Origin of the sequence: Pelagicoccus sp. SDUM812002 (assembly GCF_031127835.1) — a bacterium.
GTDB lineage: Bacteria > Verrucomicrobiota > Verrucomicrobiia > Opitutales > Opitutaceae > Pelagicoccus.
The window spans coordinates 1-20742 of record NZ_JARXHX010000013.1 but is presented as its reverse complement, the minus strand read 5'-3'; the positions used below and the strand labels follow the sequence as shown (position 1 = coordinate 20742).

Below are 20742 nucleotides of genomic sequence, written 5' to 3'. Positions count from 1 at the left end.
TACGGCGGTTTGATATCCGAGCTTTTGAATAGTCCGGAAGACGCCCCTGAGTCGATCCGTGCCCACCTCATCTCTCTGCGTTGATCGCAAGGCGCTATTCCGCGGAGCATGGATTGAGAATTACCGTCCGGGCGGCAACGCAACAGCAGAAGAGATCAAGGCAGCTCGCGAATTGTTCCTAGATGAGTTTTCCGAAGAGATTCAAGTTTCTCGGCAATTGCGGATATCGGTGGTGAGGGAACTTCGAGCAAATGTTGAGGATAAGGTCCACGATACCGCTTGGGACGAATCCCAGCGACGTTGAGGAAAGCCTAGAGCAAGGGCTCTTGAGCTCTGAAATTTATCCGGAAGTTTGGCTGTCAGACTTCGCGCAAGTCGGTTTCAGCTCCGACCTATTGGTGGCAGTATCGGAGTGTTGTTGATCACTTTTAACCGAGTGAAGAACGCTTTGGAAGCGACCCTGGACGGTGGTCTCGTCAGCATCGATTTATCGAATGAAGGGCAGGAGGCGAGTTTGCTTGTGAGCGATTCGGGGGAAGGAGGACCTGTCGAATTACGCGATCAGCTTTTTACTCCGGTAGGTAGCAGAAAGAGCGGAGGCACGGGTATCGGTCTCGCGATCAGTTCCCAGTTGGCTACGCATATTGGAGGAAGTCACCGTTATGTGGATACGAACACTCCAGCACCGTTTTTGAGCTAACCTTTGCAATCCGAGAAAACCCGTACGATGGAGCGCTTTAGCTCGAATTGTGATGGTATGAACTGCACCTTAGTTGCTCGCTCTCTGGGTTCGGTAATTCGCCCCCGGACAGTTCGTAGCTAGGGCGTTTGCTAATTTTCGCAGTAGGGAAGCTACTATGGCTTCGCGCTTTATAAAATTCATTTGTTAAGGTACGTTTCGCAGGCTCGACTTTTAGTTAAGCTTAGCTACTGTTTGTACATCGCCGCCGACGGCCTGGCTCACTGTCAAGACGCCGACGTTTTTCCCAAAAAACAATCGGACATAGAATACCCCCCACTGGCGCTCTTAAGGGCGTGGTTCTCGGCCAACCGTTCGCGTTAGGGTGAGAATCGTTAACAAGCAATAATAGGAGGTGAGCGTTATGCCTATCGCTCGAATAACGGAGTACTTGGACCTGCATCGGATCAAGTACCAGAGAATCAGTCATTCGCCTGCGTACACTGCCCAAGAGGTGGCGGCGCGAGCCCACGTCTCTGGGTGGGATTTGGCGAAGACTGTTGTGGTCAAGCTAGACGATGATTTGGTCATGGCGGTTCTGCCGGCGTCCGAACACATCGATCTGGGTTTCTTGGCTGAGATCGTTGGTTCTGAAAGTGTGAGCCTTGCTCATGAAGAGGATTTCGTGGATAAATTTCCTGGGTGTGACCTGGGAGCTATTCCGCCTTTCGGAAATCTCTACGGAATGAAGGTTTATGTCGCTCCCGAACTCGCGGAAGATGACTATATCTTTTTCTCAGCGGGAACGCATACGGAACTGATCCGGTTGGCGTACGATGATTTCGAATGGCTGGTTGAACCGGAAATGTTACCGTTCGCTGTAGTGCACTAGTCGATACGCTAGAATAGCTCTTGGAACTTAGAAAACGAAAGACGCTACGCCGATTGGAGGCGTAGCGTCTTCTTGTATTAAAAAACTCAGATCAGGGAGTTTTTAGAAGGTGAGCTTCAGGCCGGCATTGATACGGCGAGGGGCTCCGAAGTGAACGGCTGCTCCATCAGCGTCGTGAAGGTCGGCGTAGTCGCCGCTACCGCCTTCGCTGACATCGAAGTCGTCATGGTAACCGCTGAAGGAGTCTGCGTCCACCGCGTCTTGAATGTACTTTTTATCGAATACGTTCAGCACGCTTAAAAAGAGTTCGTACTCGATGTCAGTATCGGTAGGAAGCTTCCAATCGGCGTGGAAGTCGAAGACGGTGTAGTCAGGAGCTTTCCAGCTTTGGGTGCGGTCGTCCTCGTCGGTGCGTCCGAGTGGATCGAACCCTGCGTAGTTCTGGCGGTTGTGGCGCATTCTGCCGGTAAGGTTCAGTCCCGTTTGTGGCATGTATGTGAGGCTGGTCGTGAACTGGGTTTGCGGTGCGTCGCCGACCTTGATTCCATCCAAGTAGAGGTTGAACTCTTGAGCGGTGGCTGGATTGTTGTCCGGATCGAAACGAGCGGTGACGTCGTTCTTGTATTTCCAGTCGCTCAAAGCGAGGGTCGCATCGAGCTTGAGTTGCTTGTTGAAGTAGTAGGTACCCTCGAACTCGATGCCTCGGTGTTGTTGATCCACGCCAGCGATGTTTACGTTTTCGTCAAGGACAGCGACGAACCTTGAGAAGGCTCTGTCTGACCAGTCGGTATTGTAGACGTTAGCCCCGAGAACCAGGGTGCCGTCCTCGTTGGTGTAGTTTACGCCGATTTCGACGTTGGTGAAGACTTCGTCTGGCGGGTTGAGGAATGCCTCGCCGGAACCGTCGTCGATGACTGTGTCAAAGATGGGCACTTTCTCTACGTATCCGAAGTTTGCGTACACGCTAGTGTTTTCGTTGATATCGTAGCGTCCGCCGAACTTCAGCTGCATGCCATCGAACGTATCGGAGTCGATAACGTAATTGCTTCCGTCGTTGTTGAGCTTGAAGAAGTCTTCAAAGGAGTAGGAGATCTGCGAAAGACCGAGCATGGCGAAACCAGTGAAGTCATCCTTCTCGTACGCTGCTTGCCAGTAGCCACCGAGCCAATCGACTGTGTTGGTGTTGTTATAGTCGAACGTCCCTCCGAGGGTCTTTTGGCCACCGTTCCAGATGAAGTAGTCTCCGCCCAGCAGGTCTCTAACCTCGCGGAAGTGCTGGATCTCGGCAGTACGCCAATCGATGCCAAAGGAGGTGCTCCAGTTTTCGGAGGCTTCGTACGTGGCCTTGGAGATGAGTCCGATTGTGTACTGGTTGTTGCGGGAGTTGCGGAGGATGCCAGTCGACTCTGCGCGGCCGGTGCTGTCGAGATTGGCTTGGTTTTCTGCTATCTCAGCGTTCCAGTCGCGGTTGCGGTGGAAGTAGCCGCCGAAGTCGGATACGCGAGAGACGGAGCCGTAAGTTCCGGTGCCGCCACCTTCGCCGCCGGAGTAGTAGAGAACGTTGTCCCAAGACCAGCGACTATCTTCTGGTCGGAAGTACCAGTTGGCACTGACCTGCGGCTTGTCGTAGAAGTTCTCGCGCTCGTTGATATAGTTTTCGAAACGACGAGGCCCAATGCCGTGATGATCCGCCTGTAGCTGCGTGTAGGAGGTGTCGACGTAATTCCAGGTTTCGTTGTAAGCGAAGCCGCGCTCGTATCCATAGCTTTCTTGTAGAGCGGCAGCATCGTAGCCTTCGAGTCCGAGGGCGAAGTCCGCGCTGTATGAGCCAATGTTTCGTGCGTACAGGTTCTGGGCGTGACGCTGAGGAGCTCCGAATCCGTAGAACTCGATTGTGTTCGATTCGTTTAGCTTCAGAGAGGCTCCGAAGTACCAGCTCCAAGCGTCGACCCAAACGCCGTCGATGTAGCTGCCGCTCATTTTGCGAGCGATGGCGGCGGAGGCTGCGAACCTGTCGTCGATGAGACCAGTGTGTCCGACAAGAGTGGTTTTGGAGAAACCGTCGGAGCCGAATTCTTGCTTCAGCATGCCGCCTTTATCTTTGGCAGCAGGGTCGGTCATAATGTTAAGGGTGCCGCCTATTGAGGGCACCGCTAGGTCGAGATTCGAAATTCCTCGTTGTACCTGGACCGAGGAAGCGATGTCACCGATGCCGTCCCAGTTGGACCAGTAGACCCAGCCGTTTTCCATGTCGTTGACGGGTACGCCATTGATCATGACGGCCACGTTTCTTTGGTCGAAGCCGCGAATGTTGATGCGGGCGTCTCCGGCGCCACCTCCTTGGTTGGTTGCATAGACGGACGGTGTGTAGTTGAGGGCCATGGGAATTTCTTGGGACGCCAGGTAGCGGTCAAGATCTTCCTTGCTCAATTCGGAGAAAGCGATGGGTGTCTCACCGTAGACGGCACGGTTCGAAAACTCCTCCAAGGGACTGACTGTGAAACCTTCGAGATCGAAAACATCTTCCGAGCTAGGCTCGTCGACGCTCTGAGCATGCAGGCCAGTCGATCCTGCAGCGATTAGTGCAGCAGTTAATGCTGGAAGTTTAGATATAGGATTCATGGTAGTTTTATAGTTTGGTCTACGTAGCGAACGGCGTCGGACACATTCCCAAATGGGTAAAGTGTATCGACTCCATCGATACGTTGACTCGACGATCTACTTGAATCCGAATCGAGGTCAACTAGTGGAAGCCGGCTTCACCCAAGCTTAACTTACACGTCAACTGATTGTAACAGTTTGCGCGCAGTTGCCTTTTTGTGACACGCTTGACTCAGGAAAACGGTCGACCTAGCGCGGTGTCGATGAGCTCCCCTTGTGAGGCTTCGCGCCCAGGTTTTAGAAACGCGAAAGATTAGCATTGGCCCTCAGAGGAACCTAAACTCTTTGGTTGCTAGTCTTGTATGGCGGCAGGAGCGGTAATTTTTGAGTCGCTGAAATCGACTTGTCGCCTTATTGGTGTCCCTCCACTTTTCGAGGTCACTTGATTCCTGAAGGGTGATGAGTATGTCGGCTTGATCGGGGTCGAGCTCGAAATTCGGAGCCAGGGTACCATGTCCTTCCTTTACGGATACGAGAGCTACCGGCTGGTACGGGTCTTTTTCGAAGGGGTATGTTCCGCGGATAAATTCTAAGAGGTTGGGGCGGAGGTCTTGGTCAGGATCAGCAGCGTCGTCGAGGGGGCGGATATCGTTAATCCGTTTCCATTCTTCAAAGGGGGTAAGAGGGGACTGGTCGAGGTTTAGTAGGCGAACGTTGTCGAGAGCTATCGCACCGAGCTGGGTTCCGAGACGGAATTCGACGCGTGCGTCAAGGCTGCTGCTTTGGCTGTGAGTGAAGCTTAGGGTGTAGCGTTTCTCGTCGCTCGTTAGATCGATGGTGGAGGATTGGAAGGTCGCATAGGGTGAGAGGTTTTGGGCAATTGCAGCTACAAGTTTAGGCGTTCCGCTTGTTATCTTCGCATCAAAGGTGAGTTCGTAGCGATTGCCGTTCAGAAGGGGAAAGCCTCCTTGCCCGAATTGCACGTGCCAATCTGCGGTCCCGGAATCGGTGACCGAGATCGCGGCTTGTTTCTCTTGGTTTATTACAATTGTGGCGTCAGAACTGGAGTCGATGTAGTTGTACCAAGTGTCTAGTCCTGACTCGAAGCCTGTATTTTGTATAATTGACCTTGGGTCCACGAAGTCGGCTTCTACGAAGAGAGGTCGGTCGACAACGACTTCAGTTTTCAAGGCTCGGCTGACTTGCACGTTTTTCCATTTGCCAAGTCTCATGCCGACGTCGGGATCGGCTATGAGAGTTACGGTTTCGCCTTTCGCGTAGGTTTCCTTTTCTGGATCCAGGCGAAGCTCTCCAGGGCCTGTTGCTTTAAGGCTGACGGTGAATGGCTCAACCTGCGGTCGCTGATAGACGCGAACGTAGTCGATGAGGAATTCGGTCGGGTATATTGAAGTATCCACTCCTTGGGCACCACCCCAGTCTCCGCCGACAGCGAGGTTTAGTTTAAGGTGTTGAGGGCGGTGGAAGGGCCAGGTCGAGTCGTTTCCTAACCCGTCGTTCGGAAAGCTGAAGTAGAGGTGCCCGTCTACGTAAAAGCGAATCTCCTCGGGCTCCCACTCGACGGAATAGATGTGCATCGATTCGGTCAAATCGTCGAAGTCGATGGTTCCTCCCCGAGCGGTGTTTAGGATGTGGTTGAACGAGGTGGTGTGTACAGTGCCGTGTACTGTGTCGGAGTCGTACCCGACGAATTCCATGATATCGATTTCTCCGCAGTGGGGCCAACCGACTTCGCCGACATTGTCGCCCAGCATCCAGATCGCAGGCCAAGTTCCTCGTCCCGCCGCCAGTTGGGCGCTTACTTCGAATTTTCCGTAAGTCCAGCTGGCAGAGCGCAGACTCGTGAGGCTCGCAGAGGTGATGGCGTTTCCCTCGAAACCGTCATTACGGGCTTCGATTATGAGGACCCCATCCTCTTGACGGCAGTTCGCGAGGCGTGCTTCAGTATAGTATTGGAGCTCATTATTCCGAAGTTTGCCAGTCTCGTAGTCCCACCATTGGTGATTCGGGAGGCCGTCGCCTTCGAATTCGTCTGACCAGATAAGCTGCCATTGCTCCTCTGCTTCTGCGAGTGCCTGCGTCGGCTCTGCCGGAAGTAAGTAAAGAGCGACTACGATGAGGAGAGGGGACAGTTTTAACGTTTCCATGGGGTAAGTGGCCATTTCCTTTTAAGGTGCAAAATAATGCAAATAAAAATTGACGAACAGTGCAAGTTGTACTGAAGTGCACCTTACAACCCCGAGGGCTTTCTACCTCACCCGCTCCGACGCCCCGCTCGCAGCGATGTGACCCCGCCCTTTTTTCACCACCGAGAGTGGAGCGATCGTCGATTCGTATTTGGCTCCACGCCCTACCTACCTACCACCCCCAAACCAGACTAGACTAATGGATATCAAACGAATGAGTCAGCAATCTATGCTAAGGTCTTCGTGGAAGCATTTTGGCTTCCTTACTATCGGCGTTGCGGCGTCGTTAAGCGCACAATCAGATTTGAGCGACGAGGAGGAAGTTTTCGAGCTTTCTCCTTTCCAAGTGGATGCCTCGGAAGACAGTGGCTACCGCGCTACCAACACCATCTCCGGTACTCGTTTGAATGCCGCTATCAAGGACATTCCGATGCCGATCGAGGTCATTACTGACCAATTCATCAAGGACACGGGATCGACAGACCTGCGCCAGTCGCTCGCATACAGCGCTGGCATGATCATGTCTTCACAGAACGATGCTGGTAAGGGTAATAGTTTCGGAACGATCGGCGGGGTGCACAACCCTGAAGGAGCTACCAGCAACAAGACGCAAACCTCCTACAAGGTTCGCGGCTTCATCACGGATGCGACTCTACGCGACGGTTACCGCCGCCAGTTCAGCACAGATGCTGCTAACATCGGACGTGTGGAAGTAATTCGTGGTCCGGCTGCGCTTCTTTACGGAATCGGAAATTTCGGGGGGATTGTGAATTATCTGCCCAAGACTCCTCCAGCAGACCAGACGCAGCACGTTACCCTCAGCGTAGGTAACAACAAGCACTACCGCGCTGTTTATGAAACAGGCGATACCTTGGATAACGACATGAAGTTCGGCTACTATTTGACTGCCGTACATGAGCAAAACGGTAGCTATACTGAGCTCTCGGAAAATAGCCGCCAGTTCATTTCTCCGATCTTCACTTTCCGTCCTACGGAGAAGACCGAAGTCACCATTGACTTGGAATATGGCAAGGAAGATAGAGACGCAGTCGGTTTCCAAAGCGTCCGCGCTCGTGGCGATCTCTCGAGCGAAAACGTGGCGAACCAGCAGGACCGTTTGGAACGCGCTGGCTTCCTCCAATTCCCCGACAAGGAAATCCGCACCATGCGTTGGAGTGGACCGGACACGTTTTTGAATACTGAATCGCACAACATACGTTTGCAGGCAACGCACAGCTTCGGTGATAATTTGAATGTACTTCTTGGATACAATTCTTCCAAGGTAGAATTCGACTCCCGCGATGTCGGTGGAGGTGTAACTAACAACGTAGGACCTGAAAACCTCCGCAGCACGATCACCGTGATTCCCGCTAGCGTGGAGAATGGAGACGCTGAGTTCGTAGCTGGTGAGGTGACAGACGCGATCTTCCAAGGTTCATGGAACGAGAAGAACGAGATCATCGACCGCGATCAGCTTCGTGCGGAGGTGAACTACAACGTCGATCTATTCCAGAACAGCGAACTATTCGGATTGCAAAACAGCTTCCTGCTCGGCCGTTCAGAGGAGAGCTCATCCAAGTCCGTGTTCACCCGCGGAACGATGCAGAACGAATATTTCTATTGGGATCCGACCGACTCGTCCTACATGAGATTTGGCATGAACGGCGATGGCACAGCAGCTCCAGCGATGGAAGATGCGAGCTACGTTGACGACCTATCCTGGAATCAAGGAACCTACCTCGTCTACCAAGGTAGCTGGTTGAACGAGCGACTTACCGCTGTCGCTGGTATGCGCCGCGACCGTAATGACTTCCGTGGCATGGTGGAAGATTTCCGTCAAGACACGATCACGAACAATAACCCAGGAGCTAAAGAGAAGGACACTTCCCAAACAGGCATCACCTTCAAGTTAAACAACAACTTCTCGGTCTACGCTCTCAAGGCGGAAGGCATCATGCCAAACTTCGACGGCAATCGCGACGTTTATGGCAACGCCATGGACGCGGTCGTTGCTGAGAGCGAAGAAGCCGGTATCAAGTTCGATATGCTTGACGGCAAGTTGAGCGGAACTATTAGCGCTTACCGTATCAAGCAAACGGGTACACCGATTTTCTACTGGTGGGCACCGTCTCCAGCGAAGGGTCGTTTCGATCCAGATGCGAATATCGTCTACAACGTAGCGGACTTCAACCCAACCGTAGAAGCGGATTGGAGAAACGGATCGTTCACTGTTGCGGCACCTCAATGGGATGCGGCAGTCAATTCCGGTGCTGCCTACCAAATCAACGACACCTGGTACTTGAATGCGACTGCGACTGAAGGAGCAGCTTACATGGATGCCGTGTTCAATGCGTCCAAGACAACTAATCCAGGCTGGCCAGGTTGGTTGTATACTCAGGACGACAATACCAATAACGCGACGCTCGACTTCGCCGGCGCCGAAGCCGGTGGATACGACGCTTACCTAAGCGGCGACCAAGAATCCTCCGGTTGGGAAGCCCAGTTCAACTACGCTCCGACTGACAACATGCAGTTCGTTCTCAACTACGCGCAGACAAAGCGCTCAGTTATCAATGCGGGCGCGTTTCCCGAGTACCCATGGGGTGCAGGTGGCGTGGACAAATGGGCAGTATGGTACTTCCCAGATGGAGCATGGGGACTTTCTGGCTACTCGCTTGACGACCAGTTCCTCGACCCTAGCGACACTTCGACTTGGCAGGGCCGCGGTTACGGTGCCGGCGAAAAGCAAGACGACACGCCACGTCACTCCCTCAGCGGTTGGGGTAACTATCGCATCGATGACGGAGCGCTTGCTGGATTCTCGTTCGGTCTTGGCTTCCAGTACGAAAGCGAACGCGAGTACTTCTCGGGTATCACTGACGGATCCGGCCAGCTCGTGACCGACACCAATGGCCAGCGCGTTGTCCTAGAAACTGACACCCGCATCAACATCGATGCGATGGCGAAGTATGACTTCAAGCTCGGTGAAAGAAATGCCCACGTGCAGCTTAACGTTTACAACGTGATGAACGATCAGCACGCGTATGGTTACATTTACGCCAAGCCAACAGAGTACCGCTTCCAGTTCGGTATGGATCTGTAGATAATTGGTAGTGCGAGCGACGCTGGCGTAGAGTTCTGCGTCCCAGCGTCGCTCTTTTTTTGCCCATTTTTTACCCTCAGGCTGAAGTGCTGCTACGGCGGGACGCCTGAACATGAGTCTCTTGTAATGCGGTGCGTCACCAGTGACGACCCGGCCAATCCGTACCCTTTCGGTGGGAAGGGATAGAGCGTATCTAAACGCTCAATACAAAAAACGATGCCAGAAAGTAACAAACGTCTTAGTGTCTCAGAGAAGCTAAGCTATGGTTTGGGCGATACTGCTTCGAACTTCTTTTTTCAGACCTTTAACCTGTTTTTGCTCTACTACTATACCGATGTGTTCGGTATCGGTCCGGCGGCTGCAGGAAGCATTTTCTTGGCAGCCCGAGTGGTAGACATGTTTAGCGACCCGATCATGGGAGTGATCGCTGATCGGACGAATAGCAGGTGGGGAAAGTTTCGCCCGTATCTGCTTTGGATGGCGATACCGTATGGGATAATTGGATACCTGATGTTCGTGGTACCTGATATTAGCGAGGGCGGAAAGCTGATGTACGCATATGCGACCTACATAGCGATGATGCTGGCTTACACGGCGATAAATATTCCATACTCTGCTTTATTGGGTGTAATTTCACCCTCGTCCACGGAAAGGACCTTGGTTTCCAGCTATCGCTTCTTTGGAGCATTCGCTGGCGGTCTACTTATTTCTATGTTTGTGCGCCCGCTCGTCTACGCAGTTGGGGGCGAAGATAACGAGGCCTTCGGGTTTCAAGTTACGATGGCGATCTTCGCAGCGGTGTCGGTGGTGATGTTCTTTGTTACCTTCAGAGGGACAAGAGAGCGAGTGCAGCCACCGGCAGGGCAGAAGAACGACCTGCGGAAGGATTTGGGAGCATTGGTTCAGAACCGTGCATGGCTGATCTTGTTTTTCGTTGCGGTATTCACGCTTGCAAACGTGGCGGCTCGTGGGGCGGCGACGGTCTACTACTTCAAGTACTATGTGGGTGCTTCCGATGCCCCAATGTTCCTGATTTTCGATCAAACGAGTATCATCATGACTTCAGGAATGTTGGGCTTGATCGCAGGAGTCTGGCTTTCGAAGCCGCTAGCAGCTCGTTTCGAGAAGCGGTCTATCATGATCTGGTTCTCGCTTTTCAACGCAATTTGCATGGCTCTGTTTTTCATCGTTCCGCCGGACCAATTTTGGCTGATGTTCACTTTGAGCGTTTTGGGCGGTTTCTTGGCTGGACCTACGGTGCCGCTTGTCTGGTCGATGTACGCGGATGTAGCGGACTACGGCGAATGGAGATGGGGTAGGCGTTCCACTGGCCTCGTTTTCTCTGCGGCACTGTTCGCCCAGAAAATGGGCCTGGCGATAGGTGGTGCCATGGCGGGTTGGTACTTGGGGCTTGCGGGTTTTGTGGCCGGAGCGGAGCAAGGGCCTAGCGCATTGATGGGGATTCGGATCCTGTTCTCGCTCTTTCCGGCAGGATTGGCTGCAGCGGCAATAGTCGCCCTCGTTTTTTATCCGCTCAAATCAACCATGCTCTCGCAGATCGAAACGGAACTCGGTGTCCGGAGAACAACTACAGAAGGAGAAGGGATTTAAGGGATGTCTTTGATAGATAGCAATCGAATCGCGCGGGTCGAGGTCCGCAAGACAGAGGATGGGTACTCCCTATACAGGGATGGAGAGCCGTTTTTTGTTAAAGGAGCTGCAGGATTTGAGCACGTCGAGAAACTTGCCGCGGCTGGTGGGAATTCCTTGCGAACCTGGGGAATAGACCAGACAGAGAAGGCGCTGCCCGATATCCGTCGGCTTGGTCTTTCCCTTTGTGCGGGGCTTTGGATGGTCCCGCCCAGGCAGGGATTTGACTATTCAGACGTCGTCTTGCGGGAATCGCAGTTTGAGACGCTGAAGGGCCAAGTTCACTCACTATCTAGGGAGCCGTCCCTCCTTGTTTGGGGCGTCGGCAACGAGCTTGAGCTGGGGGTATCCGAACTCAACCCCGATGTCTGGAATGCTGTCGAGCAGCTCGCCGCTTACATCAAGAATGTGGATCCTCTTCGCCCAGTGATGACGGTTCTCGCCTCGGTGAATCAAGAGGCCTTGCAATGCATAGACGCATTTTGTCCGTCGATCGACTTCGTGAGTTTTAATTCCTATGGCGATTTGGAAAGAGTTCAGTCGAAGCTCGATGTGATTGGCTGGGAACGTCCTTATCTGATCACCGAATGGGGCGCGAATGGACATTGGGAAGTTCGCCAGACTGCTTGGGGAGCAGAGATCGAGCCCTCTTCGACCGAAAAAGCAGCCCAGATCCGCAGACGTTACCAGCGTTTGAACGGATCGCACGGGCAATGCTTGGGAAGCTATGTTTTCTTGTGGGGCAATAAACAAGAGAGGACGCCAACTTGGTACGGACTCTTCGACGAGAAGGGACGCGCGACTGAATCTGTCGCCGCAATCTCGTCGCTTTGGACAGTGAAGGGGGAGGACGAAACCTGCCCGCAGATTTCGAGCCTCAAGCTCGCTTCCAAGGGAGCCCTGGAGAACGTAACGCTCGTTCCGGGCGATTGGGTTGAGGCGGTATGCGAGCTTTCGCGTGGCGTGTTTCTCGAAGGATCTGCGAAGTGGTCTGTCGCTTGCGAGAGCGATGACAAGAAAGTTGGAGGCGATCGTGAAACCGCGTCTGAATTGCTTGATACCCGTTTCGAGCAATTAGGCGAGGGTCGCGTCTGCTTCGCAGCGCCATCAGTTGAGGGGCCCTATCGCCTTTTTGTGGAACTACAAGGTCCGGGGACTTGGGTGGCGACAGCGAACCTGCCTTTCCAGGTCAGAGAATAAGACCGCCCCATGCAGGTAGCGGTCTGGTTCGTGGCGTAAAAGGGCGCGTCTTGTTATTGTAGAAGCTCAAGCGTATTCGTTAGAAGGTGAATTCTAATTCTTCTGGTAGACGCGAACGTAGTCCACCTCCATTCGCTGTGGGAAGCAGTCTTCATCGATGCCTTTTGCGGCACCCCAGAGCCCTCCGACGGCTACGTTTAAGAGAAGATAGTAGTCGCGTTGGTAGGGCCAAGATTCCCAGCCAGAGTTTTCGTTGCTGAAGGTGAAGTATAGTTTATCGTCCACGAAGGCCTTCACTTCGTCTTCCGTCCATTCGAATGCGTAGGTGTGAAATTCCTCCGCCGCATCGGGCACGGAGATGGTCCCCGTCTTCTGGGTACCGGCTTGCCACTGGTAGTTTTTGGAATGAGCAGATGCGTGAACTGTGCCGACGTCGTAGCCGACATGCTCCATGATATCGAGCTCGCCTACGTCTGGCCAACTGCCGGAGCCAAGGTCCCAGTCTACGGGTAGCATCCAAATAGCTGGCCAGGTGCCAAGCCCTTCTGGCAAGCGGGCTCGAATCTCGAACCTTCCGTATGTCCAAGCTTGGGTTTCGCGAGTTACGAGGCGCGCTGAAGTGTATGCGGAGCTCTCGCGCTCTTCCTTGTGCGCCTCGATGATGAGGTGTCCGTCTTCGACGCGTGCATTCTCCAGCTTTTCGTCGGTGTAGTATTGGAGCTCTTCGTTGCCCCAGCCGTGCCCGCCGACGTCGTAGTTCCATTTATCCGGATTGGGTAATCCATCCGCCTCGAATTCGTCGGACCAAACAAGCTGCCACCCCTGTGAGGAAGCGGCTTTCTCAGACGCCTGAGTGAGAGTATTCACCAAAAGCAAACTTGCGGGAAGTAGTAATGAGAAGGAGGTCGCTTTCATGTCTTTAAGATGCAAAAAGATGCAATTAAAGCAAGCCGAGAATAGTTTCTTTCCAAGGGAGGATGCTAGGCGGAAGGCGGGCCTGAGGTCTCTCCTGCTACGAACTCGCCGGAGACTTGAACGTTTCGTCGGCTGGTATTGGGGTGGTCGATCTTGCGGATAAGCGAACTGACCGCAGAGATTCCGATGTCGCGGAAAGGAATGCGAACGGAGGTAAGCAGTTTCTTGCCTTTGGGCGGCGTCAGACCGTCAAATCCCGTGATGGAGCATTCCTCGGGCACGGAGATCCCCAGTTTTTCGAAGGAGTCCATGAGCCGGTAAGCTTGGTGGTCGGCGGCGCAGACCCACGCGGTGACGCCTTTGCTTCGTGTGTACTCTGCAGCGAGCCCATCTAGTTCGTCGAGCGGGAGTTGCTCGTCTGGTCTCAAGTTGAGGATGATCTGTGGGTCGAGTTCCAGTCCAAAGCGATAAAGGTTTTCGACGTAGGCCCCCAAGCGTCGTTCCACCCATGGTGTGTTTACAGCATACTTCCAACTCAGGAACCCGATCCGTTTATGTCCGAGTTGCACGAGATGTTGCATGATCCTGGATACGCCGCGAATTTGGTCGGGGTGGATGCAGTCCACGTCGCAATCGTCATAATCCTCGAGGACGGACACGGTGGGGAACTTGGCCATGATATTGGCCACTGCGTCCTCGATGAGGGGATAGATGATGATCGCTCCTTTCCACTCCAGGCAGCTGACTCCTTTGACAATCTGTCGAGCTCGGGACTGCGGGTGGAATTCTTGCGGATCTACGTAGAATACCTCCACTTCGAGCTTTTCGATGGCCGCCTTTTCGGTGATGCCGGTGAGCAGCTCTTCGGCGGTTTTCGTATCGTTCTTCGAGCGTTGGTCTTCGCTGATACCTACGATGACAGCAAGTTTCTTGCGGCCTTGAAGCTTGATGTTGTTTCCGCCTCGTTGCGCCGAATAGGAGTAGCCCATTTCCGCAGCCAGCCGGAAGACCTTGGCTCGAGTTTCAGGATTGATCTTAGGATGATTCGTGAAACAGCGAGAAACGGTGGTTCGCGAGAGATTCAGCTCGTCGGCGATGTACTTTTGGTTGAGCTTGGCCATGGAGCGTTTGGGTGGTTCTTTTGGCGCTTGCTTGTTAATGCAGCGACTCTATGAAGAAGGGGCTGTCAACTACTTTTGATTAGATGCACTTCAATGCAATTCAAAACGAACCGAAGGTGGTTTTAAGGTCGAGCAAGTTGGATAGTCTCGCGTACTGCGCTCTCGGTGTCGTCGGCCTGAAGGACGTCTGAGACGGTTACGAAATTTGAAGCGCCTGCCGCTTTAACTTCCCTGATGTTTTTTCTGTTGATACCGCCGATGCAGAAGAATGGAAGTTTGGGTGATTTCGAGGCGATATATTCGATCAACTCCAAGCCTATGGGGGCGCTGTAAGGTTTTGTTGGAGAGGCAAAAACGGGGCCGACTGAGAAGTAGTCTATTATGCCATCGGAGAGCTGCAGTATTTCGTCGGCTTGCTCGCGCGAGTGCACCGAAACGCCAAGGAGACGGTTGGGCCCGAGGCGCTCTCTGGCGTCCATGGGATATTGATCCTCCTGGCTGGCGTGAAGGCCGAGATCTGGATATCGGAGCGCTGTCTCGATATCGACGTTGATGACGAGGGGAGGCTGCTTGGCTAAACTAGCAGCTCGCTTCTCGAGGATTTGCTCGGTGAGGCGGAAACGATCTTTTTGGGAGCAGTCCTTAGCTCGCAATTGGATGATACTCGCTCCTCCGGATACGAGGGCGTCATACTTCTCGGTCCATTTCTCAGGGGTGACGTAACGGGCGTCTAGGATCCCATAAAATATAGCGTGCTCTAAAGGCTTGTTCATCGGATATGCGAGAGGGAGAGAGTGATTCTGCTTTGCTATAAGGTGCTGATCGGCTAAGGGATCAGCCTGTGTTTGGAATGTCAAAACTAGGAACTTTTTGTGAGCGTGGAAGAGATTTTGGAAAGCGGCAGATTAGTGACAGTTGGCGAGAGCACGGGGTTTGGAAGTGGGCGTCGATAGGGTTAGCCGCGTGTGTGGGCCTGGTCGTTTTCTTCAAAATGGTTCCTTTAGCGGGTGCGGCGGATGCGAGTGGATACATGAACTTCGCTCGCTTGCTAGGAGAAGGCAGGATGACGGAGACGGTCAGGATTCCGGAGGGCGCTATGTTTGAGGAAATGCCAAAGTCTCTGTTTCAGCCCTTAGGTTTCATGTTTCGAGCTGAACAAGGACAGCTCTCGCCGACGTACCCGATTGGATTGCCTCTGCTCCTTTCGCTGGGCGATTTACACGAGTCAGAATTGCTGGTGAGGATGGTCTATGCGTTCTCAGCGATCTTTTCCTGTATCGGTATTTGGTTTTTGGGCACCGAGTTGAAGCTGCAACAGCCCTGGAGGTTCTACTCGGTGGCGATTCTCGCGACGTCACCCTTGTTTTTGTGGAGCTCGCTGATTCTGATGTCCGACCTCTTGGCCGCCTGCTTGGCAATTTGGGTTTTGGTGCTCGCTAAGCGCTCGAACGGGTCGCGGATCGCTGCCTTGTTTTGCGGTTTGCTTGTAGGGGGGGCGGTTTTGACTCGGCCGTCGAACGTTCTGCTTTTCGCTCCAGTGTGGGTGGCTTTGTGGCAAGATCGGGCGAGTTGGGATAAGTGGTTCTCGGGGATTGTAGGGGGGATACCGGCGTTGCTTCTCTACTTGTGGTCGAATGGGAGGCTTTACGGAGACCTATGGCAGAGTGGTTATGGTGATCTTTGGTCCCTGTTTAAGGCGGAATATTTTTTGCCAACCATGCGTCACTACGGGAGGACGTTGCTCTATGGACTGTTTGCCCTGGCGCTGCCATCTGCGCTGCTCGAAGCAACGCGTTTGCGAAAAGGGCAGGTTCGCTTGCTGCTTGCTTGGGCGATTCCCTTTTTTGGGTTTTACGCGTTCTATTTCTTTACCAGCCAGACTTGGTGGTTCCTCCGCTTCATATTGGTGGCGTTGCCTGCGGTTATACTTTTGTCGGCTGCATGGTTTGAGTCGTTCGCTCGGACTCGCCTTTCGAATCAGGCTGAGCTGAGGCTTTTGCTAACCCTGACCTTCCTATCGGTGGTGGCTGCAGTGTATTGGGAAGGGAGGCTCAATATCTTAGGCGAGCAGGCCTTCGAGCGGCGGTACGCGGAGGAATGCGCATGGGCCAAGCAGAATTTAGACAGTGATACCCTTGTCATTTGTATGCAGCCGAGCGGAGCGTTCTACTATTACACCCGTTTCCCTATATTCCGATGGGACCTGGCCAAAGAGGATTCCGACTGGGAGCTTTTGGCTGAGGCTTCCGCCCAGAGCGAAGTCAAGGTTGTCGCTGTCCTGCATGAGTTCGAAGAGGAGCGGGACGATTCGATTCTGAAGCGGTATCCGAGTCGCTGGGAACTCTTAGGGGAGGTGTCGGAGCGAGTCCGGGCCTATCGCATGCGCTAGACTCTACGCTATTTTGACGAGTTTTCTTCGGAAGGTTTCTCCTGCTTCTCAGGACCTTCAATCTTGGGTAGTTGAGACTCGGGTGAGATAAGGCTCTTAGGTGGAAACGCATCCACTTCAGCGGATTCCTTACCGAAGCTTTTTACTACGATTTCTATGGAGCCGATTTGTTCGAAACTGAGAGATTTATGCAGAAGGGCCGTTATGTGATCCTGCACCCTTTCGCAAATTGCTTTGAGGTCTTCTGGCTTGGAGAGCCGAAGCTCAACGCGAGCGGTGACTTTGTTGTCCCTGAGGCGAACGGTGGGGCGTGCAGCCTCTACCCATTCGTCTAGAAGGCATGCTGAGCGAATGAGCTCCTGCAGTGCTTTTCGCGATACCAGCACGCTGCCAGCTTCTCCACTGAATGCGGTTAGGTGCGCCGGCGGCTTCTTGAAAACGAGTCGGAGCCCGATAAGGAGGAAAATGAACGCGACCACGGCCACTCCAATTTGGAGCGGCGTCAGTTGTGTCATCAGTTCCTTGAAGGGTTCCACTTTGGGGTCGATTCAGTGCGGTAGGGGCTCTATTCTTCGAGGGCGTTTTTCGCCTCTTCTGCCGCTGCTTTACGAGATGCGGCTACCTCCTCTGGCATCTTTACGCCTTCGATAATAACGTCCACCGCAGCGACGGTCTTACCTGTCATATTGGTGACTTGCTTGCCGACGATGAGTTGAAGGTTTTCTGCTGTCTTGGCCAGTTCTACGCCATATTCCATGTGAACACGGAGTTCGATGAGGTAGTTGCCACCTTCGTCCTCCGAGACGCGGACTCCTTTATCGTAGTCCTTGCTAGAGAAAAGGGCAGATACGTTTTCAATGAAGCTGCCGCCGACTCCGACTACGCCTTTTACACTAGTTGCCGCCATTTTGACGATGGTGGCCACTACAGTGTGGTTGACCTTGATTTGGCCGAGAGTTCCATCCTGATCGTCACCGATCTCGATGCTAGGTTCTTGTTGGTCCATTGTTTAGAGAATTGAGTGAGGGTTGTTTTACAGCTTGCTGGGGAATTGAGTCGCGATTCGCCTAGAAAAGTTCCTAGGGCCTTTGAGGGCTTTTGTAAATCACTCGAATGATAGCGAGATGCTAGTCGAACTTCGGGTTGCGAGCCATGAAGTCTTCCATGAACTTGGTCGTAGCTTTACCTGCCCGGAAGTCAGGATCGCTGATGATAGCCTTCTGGAGCGGAATGGTGGTCTTGATGCCGCGAATGAGGTATTCGCTAAGGGCTCGATACATGCGTTGGATGGCAACCTCGCGGGTGGCTCCGTAGGTGATTAGCTTTCCGATCATGCTATCATAGTAGGGGGGGATGATGTACCCTCCGTATGCATGTGAGTCAACTCGAACGCCGTGACCGCCGGGAGCGTAGTAAAGATCGATGCATCCGGGGCTTGGCATAAATCCGCGAGCAGGATCCTCAGCGTTGATGCGACATTCGATGGCGTGTTTATTGATTACGATGTCCTCCTGCTTGAAGGAGAGCTTTTCGCCCTGCGCGATCAGGAGTTGTTGCTTGATCAAGTCGATGCCGGTCACTTCTTCGGTAACGGGGTGCTCGACCTGGATGCGAGTGTTCATCTCTAGGAAGAAATAGTCGCCTTTATCGTCTACAAGAAACTCGATAGTTCCGGCTCCTTCGTAATTGGCCGCCTTCGTGGCTCGCACCGCAGCATCGCCCATGGTCTTGCGTAATTCAGGCGAAAGGAAAGGCGAGGGTGCCTCCTCGATAAGCTTTTGGTGGCGGCGCTGCACTGAACAGTCGCGTTCTCCGAGGTGAACGACGTTCCCGTATGCATCAGCAAGGACTTGAAACTCGATGTGCCGCGGGTTCTGGATATACTTTTCCACGTAAACGGCACCGTTGCCGAAGGCCTTCTCCGCTTCATTGCGGGCGATGTGGAACTCTTTGCGCAGCGATACGTCGTTGTGGGCGATACGCATGCCTTTTCCGCCACCTCCAGCGACTGCCTTGATTATGACTGGGTATCCGACTTTTTTCGCGATTTTGGAGGCTTCGTTTTCGTCCGAAATCACGCCGTCGGATCCGCCGCAGACAGGGACATTGACCTTTTGCACTGTCTCTTTGGCCACCGCTTTGTCGCCCATCTTGCGGATGGCTTCCGCTGATGGTCCGATGAACTTGATGTTGCATGACTCGCATTGCTCGGCGAAGTCTGCATTTTCTGAGAGAAACCCGTATCCTGGATGGATCGCGTCAACGTCGGCAATTTCAGCTGCACTCAAAATCCGATCAGCCCGAAGGTAGCTTTCGGAGCTCGGAGCTTTGCCAATGCATATCGCCTCGTCCGCTAACTGTACATGGAGAGACTCGATGTCCGCCTCTGAATAAACTGCGAGGGATTTAATGCCGAGCTCGCGGCAAGCGCGAACGATTCGAAGTGCGATTTCACCGCGATTTGCGATTAGTACTTTCTCCATTTGGAATGGTATTTGGTGGGAAAAACTGCGAGCCGAACCGGTAAGGCTCGACTCTTGGATTTGATTGCCGCGTGGCGTGAACGACTATGCTACGCTAGACGAAACAACTTTTGGCCGAATTCGACGGGTTGCCCGTTTTCGACTAGTATCTCCGCGATTGTGCCACTGACTTCCGATTGAATCTCGTTCATGATCTTCATTGCTTCAATAATGCAGACCACGCTGTCTTCCTTCACCATGTCGCCAACTTTCGCGAAGGATGGGCTTTCCGGCGAAGGTGCCGAATAGAACGTACCCACCATTGGTGAGGTAATATAGGTCGATTTGTCCTCAGCTGCGGGTGCAGGGGCTGCGGCGACTGGAGCGGTTGCTGCAGGGGCAACCGGAGCGGGTGCCGCGTAACTGACGATTTGAGGTTGCGCCTGGGTTTCCGTAGCTCGCTTGATGCGCAGCTTGAATTGTTCTTCCTCGACGGAGAATTCAGTCAGGTCTGACCGCTTCATAAGGTCGACGATTTGCTTGATTTCTTTGATGTCCAAAGCTCTGAGGGTTAGTTGTTCGTGAAGTAAATAAGGGTGGGTCTGTTACGTTGTTTTACGCAACATGCAACTATCTAGTTGAGGTTCCGTTCGTTGCAATGGTGGTGACTTTGGTGAAAAATAGTCGCTTGGCGAGTGCGAATGGGCTGGTTTTGAAAGGGGTAGTTTGCAACTATATATAATATGTCTATCCAATCTGTTGCTTTTTAGCCCACTGAAGTCTCGATCACAGGGGGTGTGGTCTTGGCTTCGGGAATTGGACATCAACATTTATTCATTAAACGCTTGATTCATTCGGTCGATAGGGCAGGGTCCGCACCTTCGTTCTTTGTTAAGCAGTTGGAGATTTGTTCCGCTGTAGCGTGTAAGACGCCTCGGTTGGACTGTTGATAACTTTTGTGAGAAACAACTTGATTTAGGTTTTCAGATCGACACTGTGCCGGCTCTGTTCTCTATTAATCAATCTCACTTTGGTCTTTTCTTGTCTTAGTTTTTTCTCTTCCGAGAGGGCTGAAAAAAATAAGAAAATACTGCTTGATTAAGAGGCAAGTTTCGGCACTTTGCCGACTCTTCCGTTCTTTAAATATTCACATGATTGACTGATGTTTGGATGCTAGTCGATTGAAGGAAAAGTCGAAAAACGTCTTGTTTCCTGCTTTTGACGCGGCAATGTCCGCCCTCTGTTGTTTATGTCTCGCTCGCTAGGTTCGGTGTGGTTTACAAAATCAACACCGAGGAAGAAAAACTCAAAAAAGTTCTTGATTAGTTGAGTGATACGAACAGTGTTCGGCCTCCGTTCATTAAATGTCACACAAACGAAACGCTCATTTAGGGCTTTCATATGGTGAGTGAATGGACTCTTTCCCCTTTAACTAGGGTGTTCTTTGAAATTTATTTAGCGTGATTGATTGTAACCCCAATCAATTCTAAAATTAAACATGACAAATGAAAGTTTGTCAGCGTAGT

General features: G+C 52.8%; 16 protein-coding genes. 7 read left to right on the top strand and 9 right to left on the bottom strand.

Annotated features, from left to right (window positions below; translation table 11 throughout):
- Nucleotides 1-58 precede the first annotated feature (58 nt).
- The 3 genes from QEH53_RS17105 to QEH53_RS17095 all read left to right on the top strand — a co-directional run bounded on the left by QEH53_RS17105 (nt 59) and on the right by QEH53_RS17095 (nt 1571).
- Nucleotides 59-304 carry a hypothetical protein gene (locus tag QEH53_RS17105; RefSeq protein ID WP_309024430.1) on the top strand — a complete coding sequence of 82 codons (246 nt, stop codon included), beginning with the start codon at nt 59-61 and terminating at the stop codon, nt 302-304.
- A 108-nt stretch (nt 305-412) separates the two neighbouring features.
- Nucleotides 413-700 carry an ATP-binding protein gene (locus tag QEH53_RS17100; RefSeq protein ID WP_309024429.1) on the top strand — a complete coding sequence of 96 codons (288 nt, stop codon included), beginning with the start codon at nt 413-415 and terminating at the stop codon, nt 698-700.
- Nucleotides 701-1103: 403 nt separating this feature from the next.
- Nucleotides 1104-1571 (top strand): YbaK/EbsC family protein, encoded by a 468-nt coding sequence (locus QEH53_RS17095; protein WP_309024428.1) that lies wholly within the window; start codon nt 1104-1106, stop codon nt 1569-1571.
- Nucleotides 1572-1673: 102 nt separating this feature from the next.
- On the opposite strand, the gene QEH53_RS17090 is transcribed toward QEH53_RS17095, so the two are convergent.
- Complete coding sequence (locus QEH53_RS17090; RefSeq protein WP_309024427.1) at nt 1674-4193, bottom strand: TonB-dependent receptor plug domain-containing protein; 2520 nt, start codon at nt 4191-4193, stop codon at nt 1674-1676.
- Nucleotides 4194-4498: 305 nt separating this feature from the next.
- The gene (locus QEH53_RS17085; RefSeq protein WP_309024426.1) at nt 4499-6352 is read right to left on the bottom strand and encodes a family 16 glycosylhydrolase; all 1854 of its coding nucleotides are present in this window, start codon (nt 6350-6352) and stop codon (nt 4499-4501) included.
- Between the two features lie 223 nt (nt 6353-6575).
- Between QEH53_RS17085 and QEH53_RS17080 the strand changes: the two genes are divergently transcribed.
- The 3 genes from QEH53_RS17080 to QEH53_RS17070 all read left to right on the top strand — a co-directional run bounded on the left by QEH53_RS17080 (nt 6576) and on the right by QEH53_RS17070 (nt 12329).
- Nucleotides 6576-9479 carry a TonB-dependent receptor plug domain-containing protein gene (locus tag QEH53_RS17080; RefSeq protein WP_309024425.1) on the top strand — a complete coding sequence of 968 codons (2904 nt, stop codon included), beginning with the start codon at nt 6576-6578 and terminating at the stop codon, nt 9477-9479.
- Nucleotides 9480-9695: 216 nt separating this feature from the next.
- A complete protein-coding gene (locus tag QEH53_RS17075; protein ID WP_309024424.1) occupies nt 9696-11090 on the top strand; it encodes an MFS transporter in 1395 nt (464 codons plus the stop codon).
- Between the two features lie 3 nt (nt 11091-11093).
- Entirely contained in the window at nt 11094-12329 is a 1236-nt protein-coding gene (locus tag QEH53_RS17070) for a glycoside hydrolase family 2 TIM barrel-domain containing protein (protein WP_309024423.1), read from the top strand.
- A 93-nt stretch (nt 12330-12422) separates the two neighbouring features.
- Here the strand turns inward: QEH53_RS17070 and QEH53_RS17065 are convergent, their stop codons facing one another.
- The 3 genes from QEH53_RS17065 to QEH53_RS17055 all read right to left on the bottom strand — a co-directional run bounded on the left by QEH53_RS17065 (nt 12423) and on the right by QEH53_RS17055 (nt 15138).
- Complete coding sequence (locus QEH53_RS17065) at nt 12423-13244, bottom strand: glycoside hydrolase family 16 protein (protein WP_309024422.1); 822 nt, start codon at nt 13242-13244, stop codon at nt 12423-12425.
- Nucleotides 13245-13309: 65 nt separating this feature from the next.
- Nucleotides 13310-14365: a LacI family DNA-binding transcriptional regulator gene (locus tag QEH53_RS17060; protein ID WP_309024421.1), complete on the bottom strand. Its 1056-nt coding sequence runs from the start codon at nt 14363-14365 to the stop codon at nt 13310-13312.
- A gap of 122 nt (nt 14366-14487) precedes the next feature.
- Nucleotides 14488-15138, bottom strand: a complete 651-nt coding sequence (locus QEH53_RS17055) for a thiamine phosphate synthase (RefSeq protein ID WP_309024420.1) — start codon at nt 15136-15138, stop codon at nt 14488-14490.
- Nucleotides 15139-15356: 218 nt separating this feature from the next.
- Between QEH53_RS17055 and QEH53_RS17050 the strand changes: the two genes are divergently transcribed.
- On the top strand, nt 15357-16754 hold the full coding sequence (locus QEH53_RS17050) for a hypothetical protein (protein ID WP_309024419.1): 1398 nt from the start codon (nt 15357-15359) through the stop codon (nt 16752-16754).
- An 8-nt stretch (nt 16755-16762) separates the two neighbouring features.
- Here the strand turns inward: QEH53_RS17050 and QEH53_RS17045 are convergent, their stop codons facing one another.
- The 4 genes from QEH53_RS17045 to accB all read right to left on the bottom strand — a co-directional run bounded on the left by QEH53_RS17045 (nt 16763) and on the right by accB (nt 19776).
- Nucleotides 16763-17290 carry a hypothetical protein gene (locus QEH53_RS17045; RefSeq protein WP_309024418.1) on the bottom strand — a complete coding sequence of 176 codons (528 nt, stop codon included), beginning with the start codon at nt 17288-17290 and terminating at the stop codon, nt 16763-16765.
- A 29-nt stretch (nt 17291-17319) separates the two neighbouring features.
- Nucleotides 17320-17760: an Asp23/Gls24 family envelope stress response protein gene (locus QEH53_RS17040; RefSeq protein ID WP_309024417.1), complete on the bottom strand. Its 441-nt coding sequence runs from the start codon at nt 17758-17760 to the stop codon at nt 17320-17322.
- A 121-nt stretch (nt 17761-17881) separates the two neighbouring features.
- Nucleotides 17882-19237 carry an acetyl-CoA carboxylase biotin carboxylase subunit gene (accC, locus tag QEH53_RS17035; protein WP_309024416.1) on the bottom strand — a complete coding sequence of 452 codons (1356 nt, stop codon included), beginning with the start codon at nt 19235-19237 and terminating at the stop codon, nt 17882-17884.
- An 89-nt stretch (nt 19238-19326) separates the two neighbouring features.
- Nucleotides 19327-19776: an acetyl-CoA carboxylase biotin carboxyl carrier protein gene (accB, locus tag QEH53_RS17030; protein ID WP_309024415.1), complete on the bottom strand. Its 450-nt coding sequence runs from the start codon at nt 19774-19776 to the stop codon at nt 19327-19329.
- Nucleotides 19777-20742: the final 966 nt, after the last annotated feature.

Excerpts from the sequence above, each read along its gene's own strand:
- QEH53_RS17060 (WP_309024421.1), bottom strand. The coding sequence starts at position 14,365 with ATGGCCAAGCTCAACCAAAAGTACATCGCCGACGAGCTGAATCTCTCG.
- QEH53_RS17080 (WP_309024425.1), top strand. The coding sequence starts at position 6,576 with ATGGATATCAAACGAATGAGTCAGCAATCTATGCTAAGGTCTTCGTGG.
- QEH53_RS17075 (WP_309024424.1), top strand. The coding sequence starts at position 9,696 with ATGCCAGAAAGTAACAAACGTCTTAGTGTCTCAGAGAAGCTAAGCTAT.
- QEH53_RS17040 (WP_309024417.1), bottom strand. The coding sequence starts at position 17,760 with ATGGACCAACAAGAACCTAGCATCGAGATCGGTGACGATCAGGATGGA.
- QEH53_RS17065 (WP_309024422.1), bottom strand. The coding sequence starts at position 13,244 with ATGAAAGCGACCTCCTTCTCATTACTACTTCCCGCAAGTTTGCTTTTG.
- QEH53_RS17070 (WP_309024423.1), top strand. The coding sequence starts at position 11,094 with ATGTCTTTGATAGATAGCAATCGAATCGCGCGGGTCGAGGTCCGCAAG.
- QEH53_RS17090 (WP_309024427.1), bottom strand. The coding sequence starts at position 4,193 with ATGAATCCTATATCTAAACTTCCAGCATTAACTGCTGCACTAATCGCT.
- QEH53_RS17095 (WP_309024428.1), top strand. The coding sequence starts at position 1,104 with ATGCCTATCGCTCGAATAACGGAGTACTTGGACCTGCATCGGATCAAG.
- accC (WP_309024416.1), bottom strand. The coding sequence starts at position 19,237 with ATGGAGAAAGTACTAATCGCAAATCGCGGTGAAATCGCACTTCGAATC.
- QEH53_RS17055 (WP_309024420.1), bottom strand. The coding sequence starts at position 15,138 with ATGAACAAGCCTTTAGAGCACGCTATATTTTATGGGATCCTAGACGCC.
- QEH53_RS17085 (WP_309024426.1), bottom strand. The coding sequence starts at position 6,352 with ATGGCCACTTACCCCATGGAAACGTTAAAACTGTCCCCTCTCCTCATC.
- QEH53_RS17050 (WP_309024419.1), top strand. The coding sequence starts at position 15,357 with ATGGTTCCTTTAGCGGGTGCGGCGGATGCGAGTGGATACATGAACTTC.